Below are 16,544 nucleotides of genomic sequence, written 5' to 3' on the forward strand. Positions count from 1 at the left end.
CCCCAGTCAATCAGCCGCCCGGTTGCGGGGCGAGTCTCGGTCCGTGAGCTTGTCGAAACGACACCCTCGTCCTTTCGACAAGCTCAAGGACCAGGGGTTGCGTCGACGTCGATCCAGCCGAAGGTACGTTCGACGGCCTTCTTCCACTGGGCGTGCCCGGCTTCGCGCTGCTCCGGTGTCGAGGTCGACTCCCACCGCTTCGACTCGTGCCAGTTGGCGACGAGCTCGTCCGTGTTGGCCCAGAACCCCACCGCGAGGCCTGCGGCGTAGGCGGCACCGAGCGCCGTGGTCTCCGCCACGACCGGGCGGCTGACCGGCACACCGAGGACGTCGGCCTGGATCTGCATGCACAGCTCGTTGGCGGTGACTCCGCCGTCGACGCGCAGGATCGTGAGGTCGAGCCCGGCGTCGGCGACCATCGCGTCGACGACGTCGCGGCTCTGGTAGCAGATCGCCTCGAGCGCGGCCCGGGCGATGTGGGCGACGGTGTTGTAGCGCGAGAGCCCCACGATCACGCCACGCGCATCGCTGCGCCAGTAGGGCGCGAACAGCCCGGAGAACGCCGGAACGAAGCAGACGCCGCCATTGTCGTCGACGCTCTGGGCCAGGCTCTCGGAGTCCGCGGCGGCCTTGATGATGCCGAGCTGGTCGCGCAGCCACTGGATCGCCGATCCGGTCACCGCGATCGAGCCCTCCAAGGCGTAGACCGCCGGCGCATCTCCGAACTTGTAGGCCGGCGTCGTGATCAGCCCGTTGCTGGACTTCACGATCTCGGTGCCGGTGTTGAGCACGAGGAAGTTGCCGGTGCCGTAGGTGTTCTTGAGCTCTCCGGGCTCGAAGCACACCTGGCCGACCAGGGCGGCGTGCTGGTCGCCGAGATCCCCCGCGATCGGCACCGCTCCGCCGAATGGACCGTCGGCACGCGTGTGGCCGTAGACCTCCGACGACGAGCGGATCTCGGGAAGCATCGCGCGCGGCACGCCGAACAACGCCAGCAGCTCGTCGTCCCAGTCCAGCGCTTCGAGGTCCATCAGCATCGTGCGACTGGCGTTCGTGACGTCGGTGAGGTGCAAGCCGCCGTCGGGCCCCCCGGTCAGCCACCACATGAGCCAGCTGTCGGTGTTGCCGAACAGTGCGTGACCGGCCTCGGCGTCGGCGCGGACGCCCTCCACGTTCTCGAGGATCCACTGGATCTTGCCGCCGGAGAAGTACGTCGCCGGCGGCAGGCCCGCGCGGTCGCGGATCAGGTTGCCGTCGCCGCTCTTGTCGAGCGCGCTCGCGATCTTGTCCGTACGCGTGTCCTGCCAGACGATCGCGTTGTAGTAGGGCTCCCCCGTGCGCCGGTCCCACACGACGGTGGTCTCGCGCTGGTTGGTGATGCCGACGGCGACGAGCCCGTCAGCGGTGATCCCGGCCCGGCTCAGGCCGGTCTCGATGACGTCCTGGGTCGCTTCCCAGATCTCGTGCGGGTCGTGCTCGACCCAGCCGGCCTGCGGCAGGATCTGCTCGTGCTCGAGCTGGTGTCGCGCCACTTCGTGGCCGTCGTGGTCGAAGACCATGAACCTCGTGCTGGTCGTCCCCTGGTCGATCGCGCCGACATACCTCGCGTGAGCCTCCGTTGCCATGCGCGAGAGCCTAGCGAGATGGCGACGGCGAGTCCTGTCACCGGCGGCACCTAGCGTCTGAGACATCCGTCCACGACTCGGGGAGACATCCATGACTTCGACACCTGCTACACGCTCGCACCTCTCGATCGCTGCCGACTGGACCCGCATGTGGAACCGCGAGATTCCTGCTGAGGGGCTCGTCGTGTCAGACGCGCTCGTCCACTTCGGTCGCACACCGCCGTCGCCGCGGCCGGCGACCACGACCGGGCCGGCCGAGCTCCAGACCGTGGTCGACGGCATCGGGACTGCGGTCGACGGGGTCGTGTACGCCGTTCAAGGCGACCCGGTCCTCGACCAGGAGGGCCGCCGCATCACGATCGTGTGGAGTGTCGGTGCCACCGACCTGGCGCCTCGCACGGGCATCGACGTCCTGCTCCTGGACGATCAGGGCCGGATCGCCGAGGTCTGGTCGGTCACCGGCGACATCCTGCTGCCGCCCCTTCGGTGAGCCAGCTGCCTCGCCCTTAGGCTCGGGTCATGCGTTTGATCCTTGTCCGCCACGGCCAGACCCCCGCAAACGTCGAGGGCATCCTGGAGTCGACCGTGCCCGGACCGGGACTCACGACGCTCGGCCAGCAGCAGGCCGAGGAGCTCGTCGAGGCGCTCGCCGACGAGAAGATCGACGCGATCTTCGTGTCCTCGATGATCCGGACACACCTCACTGCGGCTCCGCTGGTCGCCGCCCGCAGCCTGGAGCCCGCGGTCCGCGACGGTTTGCGCGAGATCGCGGCCGGCGACGTCGAGGGCAACACCGATGAGGCCTCGGTCCACCAGTACGTCCACACACTGCTCGCCTGGTGCGCCGGCGACCTCGACGTCCGTATGCCGGGCGCCGAGACGGGCCGCGAGGTCATTGCCCGCTTCGACGAGGTCGTCGCCGAGGCAGAGTCGCTGGGCGTCGACAGCGTCGTGCTGGTGAGCCACGGCGCGATGATCCGCGCGTGGTGCACCGTGCGTACGACCAACATCGACCTCGACTTCGTGAGCGACCACTACGTCGTCAACACCGGCATCGTCGTCGTCGAGGGATCGAGCGCGACCGGCTGGGAGGTTGAGTCATGGCTCGGCGAGAGCGTCAGCGAGGCCGCAGCCAGAGGTGTTGCCTCCGACCACAGCCCCGCGTCCGAACCGCTCGACGACTGAGCCCTTCGCAGGTCAGTCCTGCAGCATCTCCCCGTGCACCTCGGCGTGCGGGACCGACGGGATCGTGCCGAGGCGGCCCTTCTGGAAGTCCTCGAACGCCTGCATGACCTCGGCCTTGGTGTTCATGACGAACGGTCCGGCCCAGGCGATCGGCTCGCGGATCGGCAGGCCGCCGAGCAGAACCACCTCGAGCGCAGGGTGACGGCTGTCCTGGCGCTGATCGGCGCCGACCGTGATGGTCTCACCGTGCCCGAGGACCGCGAGCTGACCCGACTCGATGGGTCGGCGCTCGCGGCCGACGTATCCGCTGCCGCTCATGACGTAGACGAGGGCGTTGAAGTCGGTGCGCCACGGCACCGTCATCTCCGCGCCGGGCAGGACCGTGGCGTGCACCATCGCCATCGGCGTGTGGGTCGAGCCGGGCCCCTTGACCCCGTCGACCTCGCCCGCGACGACCCGCAGCAGGGCTCCGGCGTCCGGCGTGGATCCCAGCCCCACGTCGGCGCTGCGGATGTCCTGGTAGTGCGGCGGCAGCCACTTGTCGGCCTTGGGCAGGTTGACCCACAGCTGCAGGCCGTGGAACAGGCCACCCTTGACGACGAGCCACTCCGGCGGCGCCTCGATGTGCAGGAGGCCGCTGCCTGCGGTCATCCACTGCGTGTCGCCGTCGGTGATCGAGCCGCCACCGCCATGGCTGTCCTGGTGCTCGAAGACGCCGTCGACGATGTAGGTCACGGTCTCGAAGCCGCGGTGCGGGTGCCAGGGCGTGCCCTTCGGCTCGCCGGGCGCGTACTCCACCTCACCCATCTGATCCATGTGGATGAAAGGGTCGAGCTTGCTCGGGTCGACCCCGGCGAATGCCCGGCGCACCGGGAAGCCTTCGCCCTCGTAACCCTTGGGCGCGGTCGTGACGGTGACCGGCGCGCGGTCCTCGGTCTGCGTCGGCGCCGCGATCACGCGGGGCAGGACGGTCCAGTCGGCGACATTCACAGCAGGCATCTCAAGCTCCTCGGTAGGTCTTCAATATAGTTTAACCTTCAACCATCGTCAAGCATTCCCCTATCCTTCTCGCCATGAGCGACGCTTCCCTGGTCTCGGCGATACGGACCGCCCTGCGCGAGGCCGCCGACGCCGAACGGGCACCCCACATGCAGGCGTACATGAAGTCGGCGATGCCGTTCCTCGGCGTGCCGATGCCTGCGGTGCGGTCGATCACCAAGGCTGCGCTCCGCGCGCATCCGCCCACGCTCGACGAGCTCGAGGCCGCCGTTCGTACGTTGTGGGACGAGGCGGAGTTCCGCGAGGAGCGCTATGCCGCGAGCGGCCTGCTCGCTGCGAAGGTCGCCACCGGCCGGCTCGAGCTCGTCCCCCTGTACGAGCACCTGGCGACGACCGGAGCCTGGTGGGACCACGTCGACGACCTGGCTCACCGCGTCGCCGAGCTCCACGACGCCCACGCCGCCGAAGCGGCGGCCGTCGTACGCCGCTGGAGCACCGCTGACGACTTCTGGCTGCGCCGGCTCGCGATCATCAGCCAGCTCGGCCGCCGCGACCGGGTCGACCCAGCGCTGCTGACGGACGTCATCGAGCCCAACGTCGAGGACACGGAGTTCTTCGTCCGCAAGGCGATCGGTTGGGCCCTGCGGGAGTATGCACGTGTCGAGGCCGACTGGGTGCGTACGTTCGTCGCGGACCACCCGGATCTCAGCGGGCTCTCGAGGCGTGAGGCGCTCAAGCACCTGTGACGCTCGACCGGTCCTAGTCTGGGGCCATGGAACGAGCATCCGAGAAGCATGACGTCGTGATCGTCGGCGGCGGCCACAACGCGCTGGTCGCGGCGACCTACCTCGCCCGAGCCGGCCGCAGCGTCACGATCCTCGAGCGGTTGCCCCACGTCGGCGGTGCCGCGATCAGCGCTGCTGTGTTCGAGGGCCTGGATGCCCGGCTGTCCCGCTACTCCTATCTCGTCAGCCTCATGCCGAAGGCCTTGATCGCCGAGCTCGGGCTCGACCTCGAGCTGCGATCGCGCGACACCGCGTCCTACACGCCGTACGACGGCGGCGGCCTGCTCGTCGAGACCGTGCCCGGGGCAGCCACCGAGGCGTCGTTCCGTACGCTCACAGGCTCCGACGACGAGCTGCAGGCGTGGCGCCGCTTCTACGCCGAGGTGTCCACGGTCGCGGACGCGATCGCACCGACCCTGCTCGAGCCGCTCCCCCACATCGGCGAGCTGCGCGACCAGGTCGAGATGGCGATCTGGACCGACCTCGTCGACGAGCCGATCGGCACGGCGCTCGAGCGCCGCTTCGCCAACGACCTCGTGCGCGGAGTCGTCGGCACCGACGCCTTGATCGGCACGTTCGCCTCGCTCCACGACCCGACGCTCGTGCAGAACCGCTGCTTCCTCTACCACCTGATCGGCAACGGCACCGGTGAGTGGCGCGTGCCGGTCGGCGGCATGGGTGCCGTGACCGCCGAGCTCGAGCGGGTCGCGCGCGAGGCCGGCGTCGACATCCGGACCAACTGCGAGGTCGACGGCATCGACGCCTACGACGTCGGGGCCACGGTGTGCGGCGACGGCTTCGTGATCGATGCCGACTGGGTGCTCAGCGGAGTCGCCCCGTACGTGCTGGAGCGTCTGCTCAGTGGGCCGACACCACCCAAGCCGTCGGGCTCGCAGTTCAAGATCAACCTGCTGGTCTCCCGGCTCCCGCGGCTCAAGTCCGGGATCGACCCGGCGATCGCGTTCGCCGGCACGTTCCACGTCGGGGAGTCGATGAGTGAGCTCGAGCACGCGTACGAGCAGGCGGCGGCTGGATCGCTGCCGGAGCACGCTTCCGGCGAGCTCTACTGCCACACCCTGACCGACCGCTCGATCCTCGGGCCTGACCTCGCCGCTTCGGAGGCGCAGACCCTGACCTACTTCGGGCTGCACACGCCGTACGAGGTGCTGCCGGACGAGGCTGCAGCCGCCACGGCGTACGCGCAGTTCCTCGCCGCGATCAACGTGCACCTCGACGAGCCGATCGAGCCGCTGATCCTCGGAGTCGAGCACAAGACGCCCGCGCAGATCGAGGAGTCGCTGGCGATGCCGGGCGGCCACATCTTTCACGGCGACCTGCAGTGGCCGTGGCTCGAGGAGGGCGAAAAGCCCCGGCATCCCGCGGAGCGTTGGGGGGTCGCGACGAGTCATCCGCGAGTCCTGCTGTGCGGCAGCGGAGCTCGGCGCGGGGGCGCCGTGAGCGGCATCGCCGGCCACAACGCGGCCCATGCGATCCTCGATTATGAGGGACCGGAGGCGGCTGATAATGTTGCACCCGCTTCGCGGCATTAGCTCAATTGGCAGAGCAGCTGACTCTTAATCAGCGGGTTCGGGGTTCGAGTCCCTGATGCCGCACTGTGAAGGCCCCGTTCCTCGCCGAACGGGGCCTTTGCTTTGCCTGAGGCCGAAGCCGCCGATGACGAAACCGCGTGACCCGACAGCGAGAGGTGACGAACCATGGACCAGGCTCAAGCCCTCGCCCGGCTCGACGAGGAACGCTCGGCAGCCCTCCAGCTGCTGGCCACGCTGACCCGCGACTTCACTGGCATCATCGACGCGTCTGCCGATTCCAACGCCGACGACGAGCACGACCCGGAGGGCTCCACGATCGCGTTCGAGCGCTCCCAGGTCAGTGCACTGATCGAGCAGGCCGAGCGCCGTCTTGCCGAGATCGACGCGGCACGCACCCGCATCGACGAGGGAACGTACGGCCGGTGCGAGGTGTGCGGCGAGGCGATCGCGGACGGCCGGCTGGAAGCACGCCCCGTCGCGCGTACGTGTGTGACTCATGCGTCAGGTGGGAACTCCTGACTGCTGCGCCGAGTTGAGCGTGGCAAGGAGGAATCATCCATGAAGTGTCCGACCGACGACGCCACCCTGGTCATGAGTGAACGTTCCGGCATCGAGATCGACTACTGCCCCGAGTGCCGGGGCGTGTGGCTCGACCGCGCGGAGCTCGACAAGATCCTCGACCGCGCGACCGCCGACGCACCTGGTGCCGCGGCTCCGCAGCAGCAGTACGCCGAACCGCGCTACGAACAGCCGCGCTACGACAATCGGCAGCAGCAGCCCTACCGCAAGAAGAAGAAGGAGCACTGGCTCACCGAGCTGTTTGACTGAACCAGGCGAGCGCAGCGAGTTCGCGTTCAGTCAGGTTGAGCGATCGCGGCGAAGCCGCCCGATGACGAAACCTCGTGAGCCGACATCGCAACGGCGACTCGATGTGAACCACGTCACGAAATAGCCCCATCGTTCCCCCGGTTGGCACTGTCATGAAGATCTTGCTCACCGGGGGAACCGGTTTCATCGGATCGGCCGTGCTCGACCAGCTCGTCGCGGCGGGACATCGCGTCACCGCCGTCGTACGCAGCCAGAAGTCCTCGCTCCACGTGCAGGACGCCGGCGCGACCGGAATCATCGGTGACCTGTTCAACGCCGACTGGCTCGCCGCCGAGCTGCGCGGGCACGACGCCGCGATCCACACCGCCGCCGGCGGCAACGAGCACGACGCCGAGCTCAACGACGCGGTCATCGACGCGGCGATCGCCGCGTTCAGCGGCACGCAGAAGCCCTTCGTCCACACGGGCGGCATCTGGGTCTACGGCAGCAACCCGGCGATCACCGAGGCGAGCCCGCTCGCCCCGCCGGACCTCACGTCCTGGCGCCTGACGGGCGAGCAACGACTGCTGGAGTCCGGCATCAAGGCATCAGTCGTGCAGCCCGGCATCGTCTACGGTCACGGCAAGGGCATCCCGGCGATGTTCGCCGGGTCGGTCGACGCCGGCAGCGTGACGCTGTTCGGTGGCGGCGACCAGCGCTGGACCACGGTCCACGTCGATGATCTCGCGGACCTCTACGTGCGGGTCCTCGAACAGGCGCCGGGCGGTCGGACGTACGTCGGCGCCAGCGGGCACAACCCCACGGTGCGCGAGCTCGGCGAAGCACTCGGCGAGGTTACCCCCGAGGACCCCGCCACGACGATCGAGCGACTCGGTGGCTTCGGCGAGGCCCTGCTGCTCGACCAGCAGGCCAGTGGACAGCGGGCCAAGAGCGAGCTCGGCTGGCAGCCGACGCGCCCGAGCCTGGTCGACGAGCTCCGGGCAGGCTACGTCGAGGCTGCCTAGCCCGCTCGTGTGGCGGTGACCAGCAGGTACTCCCATTCCATGGCGCCGGTCTCACCCTGGCGCCGGGCCAGGTCGGCGAGCTCGCGATCGAGCGCGTCGACCTTGTCGGGGTCCTCGGCGATGTTGCGGTAGACCGCGATCGTCGGCCCGTACGTCCGCTTGAAGAAGTCGCGGAAGTCCTCGGGTGTGCCGAACCGGTCGACCGGCAGGTTCTCCTTGCGGGCATCGACGTCGGTGACGCGGTCCCCGAGCAGCTCGCGCACGTGGGCCTCGTCGCCCCACAACGGCGGCGGCTGCGCACCCGGAGGCGGCGGCGGGGCGTACGGCTTCATGGTCGCGAACATCTGCCCGATGAAACCCTGCGGCGTCCAGCTCAGCAGGCCGATCGTGCCGCCGGACCGGCACACCCGCACGAGCTCGTCCGCCGCCGCCTGGTGGTGGGGAGCGAACATCACGCCGACGCACGACATCACGACATCGAACTCGCCATCGGCGTACGGCAGCGCCTCGGCGTCCGCCTCCTGCCACTCGAGCGTGACGCCCTGCCGGCCGGCGTTCTGCCGTCCGACGTCGAGCAGTGCTGGCGCCAGGTCCGACGCGATGACCTCAGCACCGGTCTGGGCGGCCGGGATCGCCGCGTTGCCTGAGCCGGCGCCGACGTCCAGCACGCGTTGACCGGCCCGGATGCCGCACGCCTCGACCAGTCGGGGGCCCGTCGCCGGGATCACCTCGGCGGCCACTGCGGGATAGTCGCCGAGCGACCACAGCGCCTGGTGCCTGGCCTTGAGCGCTCGGTCCGCTTCGTCGTTGTTCGTGCTCATGGGCAGCTCCCTGGTCCGGGTGATCACCTCAGGATGCCCCGAAATTCCTTGCACCGCACATGTTTTTCGTCTTGCGCCCCGCACCGGCGCCGCGCTAGAGTCCCCGCGAATCGTGTTCGACCGGCAGGAGGTGAGACCCATGTACGCAGGACCCACAGTGGGCGCTCCCTTGCAGTCCACGATCGCGCGACTGAGCTAGTCGCCGCCGGGAGCGCCTGAACGCATCTGCGAAAGGCCATCCCATGAACACCACCTCTGCTTCACCCCTGCACGTCAGCTCGACCATCGCCCGATCCGGCCAACGCGCTCTGGTCCTCGGTGGCGGCGGATCGACCGGCAACGCGTGGCTGATCGGCGTCATCGCCGGCCTGTACGACGCCGGGCTCGACGTCACCACCGCCGACCTGACCGTCGGGACGTCAGCCGGCGCGACCGCTGCTGCCCAGCTGGCCGGTGCGCCCCCTGGCGAGCTGTACGAAGCCACCCTCGTCGCTCCCCCGCAGCGGCAGAACCGCCCGTCGCGGTCCGGTCCGGGACGGGATCCGGGCACGTCCGTGGCAGACCACCTCGATCGGATCCGCACGATCATTGCTGCCTCCGAGGACGCCGCAGACATGCGTCGGCGGATGGGCTCGAGTGCCCTCGCGATGGCGGCGGACTCGGACGGTTCGTGGCAGACGATGTGGCGGGCCACCGTGGCGTCGCGGCTGCCCAGTCAGGACTGGCCGGAGCGATCCGTGCTCATCACGGCGGTCGATGCCCGTACGGGCGACCCTGCCGCATTCGACCGCCACAGTGGCGTCGACCTCGCGGACGCCGTCGCCGCCAGCTGCTCCAGCGGCCAGCCCTTCATGATCGGCGACAACGCGTACATCGACGGTGGCTATCGTTCGAACGCCGAGAATGCCGACCTGGCGACCGGCCACGAACGCGTGCTGGTGCTCGCGCCACTCGGTGGCCGGTCTCTCGTGCCGGAGCGGTGGGGCACGCACCTCAGCGCACAGGTCGAGGCGTTGCGGTCGTCCGGCAGCAGAGTCGAGACGGTCTTCCCCGAGGACGACGCCGGGCACCTGTTCGGCGCCAACGCGATGGACGTGTCCCTGCGCCCGCCCGCCGCCCGAGCCGGCCACGACCAGGGCCGAGCTCTCGCCCAGCGGCTCAGCGAGCTCTGGCGGTGATCAGGATGCGTCTCGTCCGGAACGGTCGATCGAGAGCACCGTGAAACGTGCCGACAGCAGGTCGACCAGCGGCCCCAGCAAGAAGATCACCAGCACCGTGCCCGGGCCGACCGCGGCGCCGCACCACCAACCGACGAGCGCCCCGCCACCTTGCACGACGCTGTAGCTCCACTTGAACGGCACCGGCGGGTCGAACGCCAACGCCGCCGCCTCAGTCGGCCCGGCACCCGCGTCGACGGCCAGGTAGCCCGCCACCCCCACGGCAAGGATGGGGAACGCGAGAACCAGCAACGCCGCCCGCGCCCACCACGCGTCGGGTTCGGCGAACGCATCCAGGAGCCCTGAGACGACGAAGCCGACGACGAGTGGCTGGGTGATCGTGCCGAGTCCCGGCTTGAGCCCGCGCGCCCAGGCCATCAGCACGAGCGCGACACCGACGACGAGGTTGACGATCCAGAACTCCACGTCGAGCGCGATCGACAACCCGTTGATCATCGTGGAGTAGCCGTCCGAGCCGAGCGAGGCGATCAGGATCATCGCGACGCCGATGCCCAGGATCACGCAGGACACCACAAGTCGTACGAGCTGTGACACCACGGACACGATCCTCGCAGCCCCTGTCATGATCGTGGCATGTGGATCGGTTGGATCGAGTTCGACATCCTGCTCGGCGACGTGCACTCGCTCAAGACCAAACGGTCGATCGTGCGCCCACTCGTGGCCGACCTCAGACGTACGTTCAGCGTGTCGGCAGCCGAGACCGGCAGCCTCGACCTCCACCGTCGGGCGGGTGTCGGGGCCGGCCTCGTCGCTGCCGACAGCAGGCACGTCGTCGACGTCCTCGATGCGGTCGAGAACTTCGTCGCCGGCCGCCCCGAGCTCGAGCTCCTGTCCGCCCGGCGCGGCCTCAGCAACAGCGACGACGCCTAGGAGCAGCATGTACGTCCCCCATTTCAACGCGATGGACGATCCGAACGACATCCGTGCGTTCGTCGAGTCCATCGGCAGCGCCGAGCTCGTCACGGTGGGTGCCGACGGCACGCCGGTCGCGACCCTGCTGCCCATCCTGTGGAGCCCCGACGGTGGGACCGTCGTCGCCCACATGGCGCGCGCCAACGGCCATTGGCGCCAGATCACCGAGGGCTCACGCTGCCTCGCGATCATCGCCGGACCCCAGGCCTACATCTCACCGTCCTGGTACGCGGCCAAGGCCGAGCACGGCCGGGTCGTACCGACCTGGAACTACTCGGCGGTGCACCTCACCGGCACGGTACGGGTCCACGACGATCCCGAGTGGGTCCGCGACGCGGTGACGCGCCTGACCGATCGCCACGAGCAACGGCGCGCTCAACCGTGGGCCGTGACCGACGCCCCCGAGCCGTACGTCGACAAGAACCTCAAGGCGATCGTCGGTCTCGAGCTGGCGGTCGAGCGGGTCGAGGCCAAGGCCAAGCTCAGCCAGAACCGGTCCGACGCCGACCGGGCCGGCGTGGTCGCAGGCCTGCGCGCCGAGGGCGGCGACCCAGCCGTCGCCGACGCCATGGACGCCTGATCGCAGACGCGAGAAGGGGAGCCGCCGAGGCGACTCCCCTTCTCGTGATCAGTGCGTGATCAGCGACGTCCTCCGCGGAGGAACGAGCCGATCGCTGCGACGACCTTGCCAACGGCCTTCATGAAGCCGATGTCCTGTGTCGACGCGACCCGCTTGAACCCGGACGGCTTGTTCGCCGGCGGAAGGATCAGCGAGTACGACGGCTTGCGTCCACTGGAAGCCGCATAGCTGACCGGCTCCCGGCGCATCAGGATGATGAGTCCCGCTGCCGTCATGGGGCCTGCGATGAGCAGGATCCAGAGCGGCAGGCCACCCGTGTCGGGCAACAGCACGTCCTCTTCCTCGGGCTCGGTGCACTCCTCCGAAGACAGCTTGCCACCGACAGTGATGTCGAACTCCGTCTTGCCGACGAGCACGAAGTCATCACTCGTGACGCTCGCCGTCACGGTGTAGTCGCCGGGTCCGTCGAACTCGGGCTCCACGGTGTAGGAGACGTTGTCGGTCTCCGGCAGGACGAGTGATCCGTCCGCGTCACAGGTGGCAGGATCTGCCACCGGCGCCTCGGCCGTGATGTCGGTCGGGAACGTGGGGCAGTTGACCAGCTCCTCGTCGCCCGGCTGCTCGTTGCCGACCGCGAATCGAATCGCGATCGAGTCCTGCGCGTCACCGAACGCGTACGGGAAGAGTCCCAGGAAGCCGTCGCCCAGGGCGCTCTCGTTGACCACGATGATGTGGTCGGGAGTGCCCGGAGGTGTTCCGACGTACTTGCAGACCACGACCTTCTTCTCCTGGGCCGTCTCGCAGTCGGTGCCCTCTGGCTGGTCGCCCGGCACGTTGGGGCAGGCGTCGAACGGCGGGGTGAAGTCACACTCCGAGAGTGCGACGTCGTGCGCCTGCTCGCCCGGCGCGGCATAGCGGATCGCAACCGAGTCCTGAGCGTCGGGGAAGATCGTCGGGAAGACGCCAAGGAAGTTCTTGGGAGCGTCCACGATGACGATGTGGTCCAGCTCGCCACCGGGTGTGGTGACGAACTTGCACACCACGATCTTCTTGTTGGTGGCCACTGCCGCTACTGCCGCGTCGGCCTCAGGAGCCGCAACTGCAGGCGACGCCTCGGCACGTTGGTCTCCAGCCGGCGGTTCGACGACCGGCGGCTCTTCAGCCGGCGGCTCGGCGGCCGGAGGCTCTTCAGCCGGAGGCTCTTCAGCCGGCGGCACCTCTGCAGGCGGCGCCTCAGCCGCGGGTTCTTCGGCGACCGGTTCGGCCGGAGGCGGCTCTTCGGCGGCCGGTTCTTCGGCGGGCGCCTCGGCCGCCGGGGTCTCGGTCTCGGTGACCGTGGTGGCCGCCGGATCTGTTTCATCGGCGACGGCGGGCTGCGCGAGGAACACGCTGGCCGCAACCATCACCAGTACGAGCACAATCTTCTTCATGACAGATAACTCCATCCGTATCGCCCCTGCACGGAACGGTTCGAGCCGTAGTCAAGGTGGATTCCTCGGCTGCGTGTAGGCGGTGACAAGTGGGAGTGCGCCACAGCCTCTACTCAAGAGAACCGCGTGGGACGAAGGGCGTCACGCGATTTGCGGCAAACATGAAGGAATGCTGAAGATTTGATCACTACGGGCCCCCAGCGCTAGTCACGAAGGGCTAAGGACTAGACATTTATGCGCCAACCTGTCCGGTCCACGACCGCTCTCCGGGTCGTTCGGGACGCACGAAGGGGAGCCGCCGAAACGACTCCCCTTCGTGCGATCAATCCGTGATCAGCGACGTCCTCCGCGGAAGAACGAACCGATCGCTGCGACGACCTGGCTCACGGCCTTCATGAAGCCGATGTGCTCGGTCGTTGCGTGGGCCCGCGTGATCCTGGCCGGCTTCTTGACCGGGGGAAGGATCAGCGAGTAGGACGGCATCCGGCCGCTGCTGGACGCGTGGCTCACCGGCTCGCGACGCATCAGGATGATGAGTCCGGCTGCCGTCATCGGACCAGCGAGGAGCAGGATCCAGAGGGGCAGACCGCCCGTGTCGGGCAGCAGGTCGTCCTCCTTGGCCGGCTCCGTGTCGTCGTCCGGTGTCACACAGTCAGCCGTCGGCAGCTTGCCACCGACCGTGACCTCGAACACCGTCTGACCCGTGAGCACGAACTCCTCGTCCGTGACGCTCGCGGTGATCGTGTAGTCACCGGGACCGTCGAAGACCGGCTCGGTCGTGTACGTCACGTGGTCGGTCTCCGGCAGGACCAGCGATCCGTCCTCGTCACACGTGGCCGGGTCCGCGATCGGTGCCTCCGCAGTGATCTCCGTCGGGAACGTGGGGCAGTTGACCAGCTCCTCGTCGCCCGGCTGCTCGTTGCCCACCGCATAGCGGATCGCGATCGAGTCCTGCGCGTCACCGAACGCATACGGGAAGACGCCTTGGAAGCCGTCGCCCAGCGCGCTCTCGTTCACCACGATGATGTGGTCAGGAGTGCCCGGAGGCGCTCCGACGTACTTGCAGACCACGACCTTCTTGCCATCAGTGATGACGCACTGCGGGTTGTCGGCCGACAGCTTCGGCAGGACCGTGAAGTCCCAGTGGATCGTCGCCTGGTCGTCGATGATGTAACCGGCGTTCGCCGTGGCGTCGACGTCGACTTCACCCGGGGCGTTGGCAGGCGTGACGGTGTAGGTGACGCCGTCGGTCGTCGGCAGGTTGACCTTGCCGTCGGCCAGGCAGGTCGGTCCGGCCAGGGTCGGGTCTTCGGTGCCGACCTCGATCAGCGGCTCCTCGTCGTCACAGGGGTTGGCCTCATTGGTGTTGCGTCCCGGGTAGACGACAATCGTGTCGCCGTCCAGGTACTCGAAGCTGGGAATCCAGTCGCTCGCGTGCGCCGCGTTGTTCTTGCCGTGGCCCTCGCCCTTGACGATCGAGTTGTAGCTCACCGAGATGGCGTGTGCGTTGGCAGGATTGCCCGGCGGAACGTGACAGATCGTGACCTTGGCGTCGAGATCGACGGCTGCTGCGACTGCTGCAGCGCTGTCGACGTCGTCATTTGGTGCATTGCCCGACGTGGTGTCGTCCGGCTTCGGTGCCGGCTTGTTGGCATCGCGCGCGGGCGGCGCCGGCTCGTCGTTGACGACCGGCTCGGGCTTGCTCTCGGCTGCCGGTGGCGTCGTCTCGGCTGGAGCCTGTTGCTCCGGCTCGGCCGTGTCCGGCGCCGACTCGGTCGTGGTGTCCGCGGTGGTCTCGACGGCGGCTTCGGCCGGCGCGTCTCCTTCGTCCGCGACGGCGGGCTGCGCGAGGAACACGCTGGCCGCGATCATCGCGAGGACGATCAGTATCTTCTTCATGAGATGTAACTCCATCCGTATCGCCCCTGCACGGAACGGTTCGAGTTGTGGGTACGGGGAAGTCCCCCGAAGGCCGAGACCCAGGAGTGCGTCGCGACCTGTGCACCTTGATGAACGGCTGTAACAGACAGAAGGTCACGCCGTTTGAGACCTCAAGGTCTGTAATTCTGGCCAGAATCGGCGATTTGATCACTACTGACTACGCCCCCTAGTTCCGATGGGCCACAGCTCGAAACCACGCCGCGCTCACCGGTGGAAACACAAGAAGGGGAGCCGCCGAAGCGACTCCCCTTCTCAGATCGTGCTCAGATGATCAGCGCAGTCGCCTGATCACGGTCGGGTCCGACTCGAGCTGACGGCGCTTCAGGAGCATGACTCCGGCCGCGACCATCGGACCGGCGACGAGCAGCGCCCACAGCGGCAGGCCGCCGGTGTCGGGCAGCAGTCCGTTGTCGTCCTCGTCGGGCGAGGTGCAGTCCGAACCGCTCAGCTGCTTCTCGACGGTGATGTTGAACTCCGTCTCACCGTTCAGCACGAAGTCGTCGCTCGCGGGTGCCGCGGTGACGACGAAGTCGCCGGGCCCGGACTCATCGGGCGAGACCGAGTAGATGACGCCTTCGGTGTCGGGCAGGTTGAGCGAGCCGTCCGCGTCGCACGTTGCCGGATCGGCCGTGGGCTCCTCAGGCGTGACCTCGGTCGGGAACGTGGGGCAGTTGACCAGCTCCTCGTCGCCCGGCTGCTCGTTGCCCACTGCGTAGCGGATCGCGATCGAGTCCTGCGCATCGCCGAACGCATACGGGAAGACGCCCAGGAAGCCGTCGCCCAGCGCGCTCTCGTTGACCACGATGATGTGGTCAGGAGTGCCCGGAGGCGTTCCGACGTACTTGCAGACCACGACCTTCTTCTCCACAGCGGTGGAGCAGTCGGTGCCTGTCGGCTGGTTGCCCGGCACGTCGGGGCACACATCGACCGGCGGGGTGAAGTCGCACTCCGAGACGGCGACGTCCTTGGCCTGCTCGCCCGGCTCGGCATAGCGGATCGCAACGGAGTCCTGCGCGTCGGCGAAGATCGTCGGGAAGACGCCGAGGAAGCCCTTGGGAGCGTCCACGATGATGACGTGGTCCAGCTCACCACCAGGTGTGCTGACGAACTTGCAGACCACGATCTTCTTGTTGGCCGCCGGAGCAGCGATGACTGCGGAGTCACCCCGGGTGTCAGCCGGCGGCTCGGCACCCGCGGCCGGCGGCGGGACCTCGGTCTCCGGTGCCGGCGGGGCCTCCTCCGTCGGAGTGTCTCCCGTCGGGGTGTCCTCCGTCGGGGTGTCCTCGGTGGGAGTGTCGGTGGTGGGAGTGTCGCTCGGCGTGTCGGTGGCCGTGGTGGTCACCGGGTCGTCGTCACCGGCGATGGCGGGCTGTGCGAAGAACACACACGCCGCGAGCATCGCGAGTACGAGGAAGATCTTCTTCATACGGTAAAGCTCCATCGGTTTCGCCCCTGCACGGAACGGATTTGAGGCACAGCCAAGGGGGTGCCCTCGCTGCGGATCGGCTGCGGCAAAGTGGGAGTGCGCCGCTACCTGTCACCACAGCCAACAGCATGGCGCCGGGTCACGTCACCTCCAGATGGTGTCGTGGAGGTAAATTTTCCGAGATTGCAGCGAATTTGATCACGAAGGACTAGACGGACTA

The 16,544-nt window shown here is 68.3% G+C and carries 17 protein-coding genes and 1 tRNA gene; 11 read left to right on the top strand and 7 right to left on the bottom strand.

What is annotated here, in order from left to right:
• Positions 1 to 83 precede the first annotated feature (83 nt).
• Positions 84 to 1,625, bottom strand: coding sequence for a glycerol kinase GlpK (gene glpK, locus ESP70_RS04930; RefSeq protein ID WP_149688190.1), 1,542 nt, complete (start codon positions 1,623 to 1,625; stop codon positions 84 to 86).
• A gap of 91 nt (positions 1,626 to 1,716) precedes the next feature.
• Here glpK and ESP70_RS04935 point away from each other — a divergent pair, with 91 nt between their 5' ends.
• Together ESP70_RS04935 and ESP70_RS04940 are read left to right on the top strand one after the other, a co-directional pair.
• Positions 1,717 to 2,115 (top strand): hypothetical protein, encoded by a 399-nt coding sequence (locus tag ESP70_RS04935; RefSeq protein ID WP_149688191.1) that lies wholly within the window; start codon positions 1,717 to 1,719, stop codon positions 2,113 to 2,115.
• A gap of 29 nt (positions 2,116 to 2,144) precedes the next feature.
• Positions 2,145 to 2,810: a histidine phosphatase family protein gene (locus tag ESP70_RS04940; protein WP_149688192.1), complete on the top strand. Its 666-nt coding sequence runs from the start codon at positions 2,145 to 2,147 to the stop codon at positions 2,808 to 2,810.
• 12 nt (positions 2,811 to 2,822) lie between these two features.
• Here the strand turns inward: ESP70_RS04940 and ESP70_RS04945 are convergent, their stop codons facing one another.
• Positions 2,823 to 3,809, bottom strand: coding sequence for a pirin family protein (locus ESP70_RS04945; protein WP_149688193.1), 987 nt, complete (start codon positions 3,807 to 3,809; stop codon positions 2,823 to 2,825).
• A gap of 74 nt (positions 3,810 to 3,883) precedes the next feature.
• Between ESP70_RS04945 and ESP70_RS04950 the strand changes: the two genes are divergently transcribed.
• The 6 genes from ESP70_RS04950 to ESP70_RS04975 all read left to right on the top strand — a co-directional run bounded on the left by ESP70_RS04950 (position 3,884) and on the right by ESP70_RS04975 (position 7,976).
• Positions 3,884 to 4,555: a DNA alkylation repair protein gene (locus ESP70_RS04950; protein WP_149688194.1), complete on the top strand. Its 672-nt coding sequence runs from the start codon at positions 3,884 to 3,886 to the stop codon at positions 4,553 to 4,555.
• 26 nt (positions 4,556 to 4,581) lie between these two features.
• The gene (locus ESP70_RS04955) at positions 4,582 to 6,144 is read left to right on the top strand and encodes a phytoene desaturase family protein (RefSeq protein ID WP_149688195.1); all 1,563 of its coding nucleotides are present in this window, start codon (positions 4,582 to 4,584) and stop codon (positions 6,142 to 6,144) included.
• Positions 6,135 to 6,207: transfer RNA gene (locus ESP70_RS04960), tRNA-Lys, on the top strand. The genes ESP70_RS04955 and ESP70_RS04960 overlap by 10 nt, the downstream gene beginning before the upstream one ends.
• A 102-nt stretch (positions 6,208 to 6,309) precedes the next feature.
• Positions 6,310 to 6,663 carry a TraR/DksA family transcriptional regulator gene (locus tag ESP70_RS04965; protein WP_149688196.1) on the top strand — a complete coding sequence of 118 codons (354 nt, stop codon included), beginning with the start codon at positions 6,310 to 6,312 and terminating at the stop codon, positions 6,661 to 6,663.
• 39 nt (positions 6,664 to 6,702) lie between these two features.
• Positions 6,703 to 6,972, top strand: coding sequence for a TFIIB-type zinc ribbon-containing protein (locus ESP70_RS04970; protein WP_149688197.1), 270 nt, complete (start codon positions 6,703 to 6,705; stop codon positions 6,970 to 6,972).
• Between the two features lie 152 nt (positions 6,973 to 7,124).
• Entirely contained in the window at positions 7,125 to 7,976 is an 852-nt protein-coding gene (locus ESP70_RS04975) for an NAD-dependent epimerase/dehydratase family protein (RefSeq protein ID WP_149688198.1), read from the top strand.
• Here the strand turns inward: ESP70_RS04975 and ESP70_RS04980 are convergent.
• Entirely contained in the window at positions 7,973 to 8,797 is an 825-nt protein-coding gene (locus ESP70_RS04980) for a class I SAM-dependent methyltransferase (RefSeq protein ID WP_149688199.1), read from the bottom strand. The genes ESP70_RS04975 and ESP70_RS04980 overlap by 4 nt on opposite strands.
• Before the next feature lie 242 nt (positions 8,798 to 9,039).
• Here ESP70_RS04980 and ESP70_RS04985 point away from each other — a divergent pair, with 242 nt between their 5' ends.
• Positions 9,040 to 9,975, top strand: coding sequence for a patatin-like phospholipase family protein (locus ESP70_RS04985; RefSeq protein ID WP_149688200.1), 936 nt, complete (start codon positions 9,040 to 9,042; stop codon positions 9,973 to 9,975).
• On the opposite strand, the gene ESP70_RS04990 is transcribed toward ESP70_RS04985, so the two are convergent.
• Entirely contained in the window at positions 9,976 to 10,572 is a 597-nt protein-coding gene (locus ESP70_RS04990) for a YczE/YyaS/YitT family protein (protein ID WP_149688201.1), read from the bottom strand.
• A 36-nt stretch (positions 10,573 to 10,608) separates the two neighbouring features.
• Between ESP70_RS04990 and ESP70_RS04995 the strand changes: the two genes are divergently transcribed.
• On the top strand, positions 10,609 to 10,905 hold the full coding sequence (locus ESP70_RS04995; RefSeq protein WP_149688202.1) for a DUF503 domain-containing protein: 297 nt from the start codon (positions 10,609 to 10,611) through the stop codon (positions 10,903 to 10,905).
• 7 nt (positions 10,906 to 10,912) lie between these two features.
• A complete protein-coding gene (locus ESP70_RS05000; protein ID WP_149688203.1) occupies positions 10,913 to 11,527 on the top strand; it encodes an FMN-binding negative transcriptional regulator in 615 nt (204 codons plus the stop codon).
• Between the two features lie 59 nt (positions 11,528 to 11,586).
• Here ESP70_RS05000 and ESP70_RS20010 read toward each other — a convergent pair whose 3' ends face one another.
• The 3 genes from ESP70_RS20010 to ESP70_RS20015 all read right to left on the bottom strand — a co-directional run bounded on the left by ESP70_RS20010 (position 11,587) and on the right by ESP70_RS20015 (position 16,324).
• Positions 11,587 to 12,957, bottom strand: coding sequence for a hypothetical protein (locus ESP70_RS20010; protein WP_188110490.1), 1,371 nt, complete (start codon positions 12,955 to 12,957; stop codon positions 11,587 to 11,589).
• A 333-nt stretch (positions 12,958 to 13,290) separates the two neighbouring features.
• Positions 13,291 to 14,856: a hypothetical protein gene (locus ESP70_RS05015; RefSeq protein ID WP_149688206.1), complete on the bottom strand. Its 1,566-nt coding sequence runs from the start codon at positions 14,854 to 14,856 to the stop codon at positions 13,291 to 13,293.
• Between the two features lie 313 nt (positions 14,857 to 15,169).
• Positions 15,170 to 16,324 carry a hypothetical protein gene (locus tag ESP70_RS20015; protein ID WP_188110491.1) on the bottom strand — a complete coding sequence of 385 codons (1,155 nt, stop codon included), beginning with the start codon at positions 16,322 to 16,324 and terminating at the stop codon, positions 15,170 to 15,172.
• Positions 16,325 to 16,544 lie beyond the last annotated feature (220 nt).

Source organism: Aeromicrobium ginsengisoli (assembly GCF_004134905.2).
GTDB lineage: Bacteria > Actinomycetota > Actinomycetes > Propionibacteriales > Nocardioidaceae > Aeromicrobium > Aeromicrobium ginsengisoli.

What these genes read in the sequence shown, in the direction of transcription:
- ESP70_RS04950 (WP_149688194.1), top strand. Translation starts at nt 3,884, where the DNA reads ATGAGCGACGCTTCCCTGGTCTCGGCGATACGGACCGCCCTGCGCGAG.
- ESP70_RS04970 (WP_149688197.1), top strand. Translation starts at nt 6,703, where the DNA reads ATGAAGTGTCCGACCGACGACGCCACCCTGGTCATGAGTGAACGTTCC.
- ESP70_RS20015 (WP_188110491.1), bottom strand. Translation starts at nt 16,324, where the DNA reads ATGAAGAAGATCTTCCTCGTACTCGCGATGCTCGCGGCGTGTGTGTTC.
- ESP70_RS04985 (WP_149688200.1), top strand. Translation starts at nt 9,040, where the DNA reads ATGAACACCACCTCTGCTTCACCCCTGCACGTCAGCTCGACCATCGCC.
- ESP70_RS04965 (WP_149688196.1), top strand. Translation starts at nt 6,310, where the DNA reads ATGGACCAGGCTCAAGCCCTCGCCCGGCTCGACGAGGAACGCTCGGCA.
- ESP70_RS20010 (WP_188110490.1), bottom strand. Translation starts at nt 12,957, where the DNA reads ATGAAGAAGATTGTGCTCGTACTGGTGATGGTTGCGGCCAGCGTGTTC.
- ESP70_RS04980 (WP_149688199.1), bottom strand. Translation starts at nt 8,797, where the DNA reads ATGAGCACGAACAACGACGAAGCGGACCGAGCGCTCAAGGCCAGGCAC.
- ESP70_RS05000 (WP_149688203.1), top strand. Translation starts at nt 10,913, where the DNA reads ATGTACGTCCCCCATTTCAACGCGATGGACGATCCGAACGACATCCGT.
- ESP70_RS05015 (WP_149688206.1), bottom strand. Translation starts at nt 14,856, where the DNA reads ATGAAGAAGATACTGATCGTCCTCGCGATGATCGCGGCCAGCGTGTTC.
- glpK (WP_149688190.1), bottom strand. Translation starts at nt 1,625, where the DNA reads ATGGCAACGGAGGCTCACGCGAGGTATGTCGGCGCGATCGACCAGGGG.
- ESP70_RS04935 (WP_149688191.1), top strand. Translation starts at nt 1,717, where the DNA reads ATGACTTCGACACCTGCTACACGCTCGCACCTCTCGATCGCTGCCGAC.
- ESP70_RS04995 (WP_149688202.1), top strand. Translation starts at nt 10,609, where the DNA reads ATGTGGATCGGTTGGATCGAGTTCGACATCCTGCTCGGCGACGTGCAC.
- ESP70_RS04975 (WP_149688198.1), top strand. Translation starts at nt 7,125, where the DNA reads ATGAAGATCTTGCTCACCGGGGGAACCGGTTTCATCGGATCGGCCGTG.
- ESP70_RS04940 (WP_149688192.1), top strand. Translation starts at nt 2,145, where the DNA reads ATGCGTTTGATCCTTGTCCGCCACGGCCAGACCCCCGCAAACGTCGAG.
- ESP70_RS04945 (WP_149688193.1), bottom strand. Translation starts at nt 3,809, where the DNA reads ATGCCTGCTGTGAATGTCGCCGACTGGACCGTCCTGCCCCGCGTGATC.
- ESP70_RS04955 (WP_149688195.1), top strand. Translation starts at nt 4,582, where the DNA reads ATGGAACGAGCATCCGAGAAGCATGACGTCGTGATCGTCGGCGGCGGC.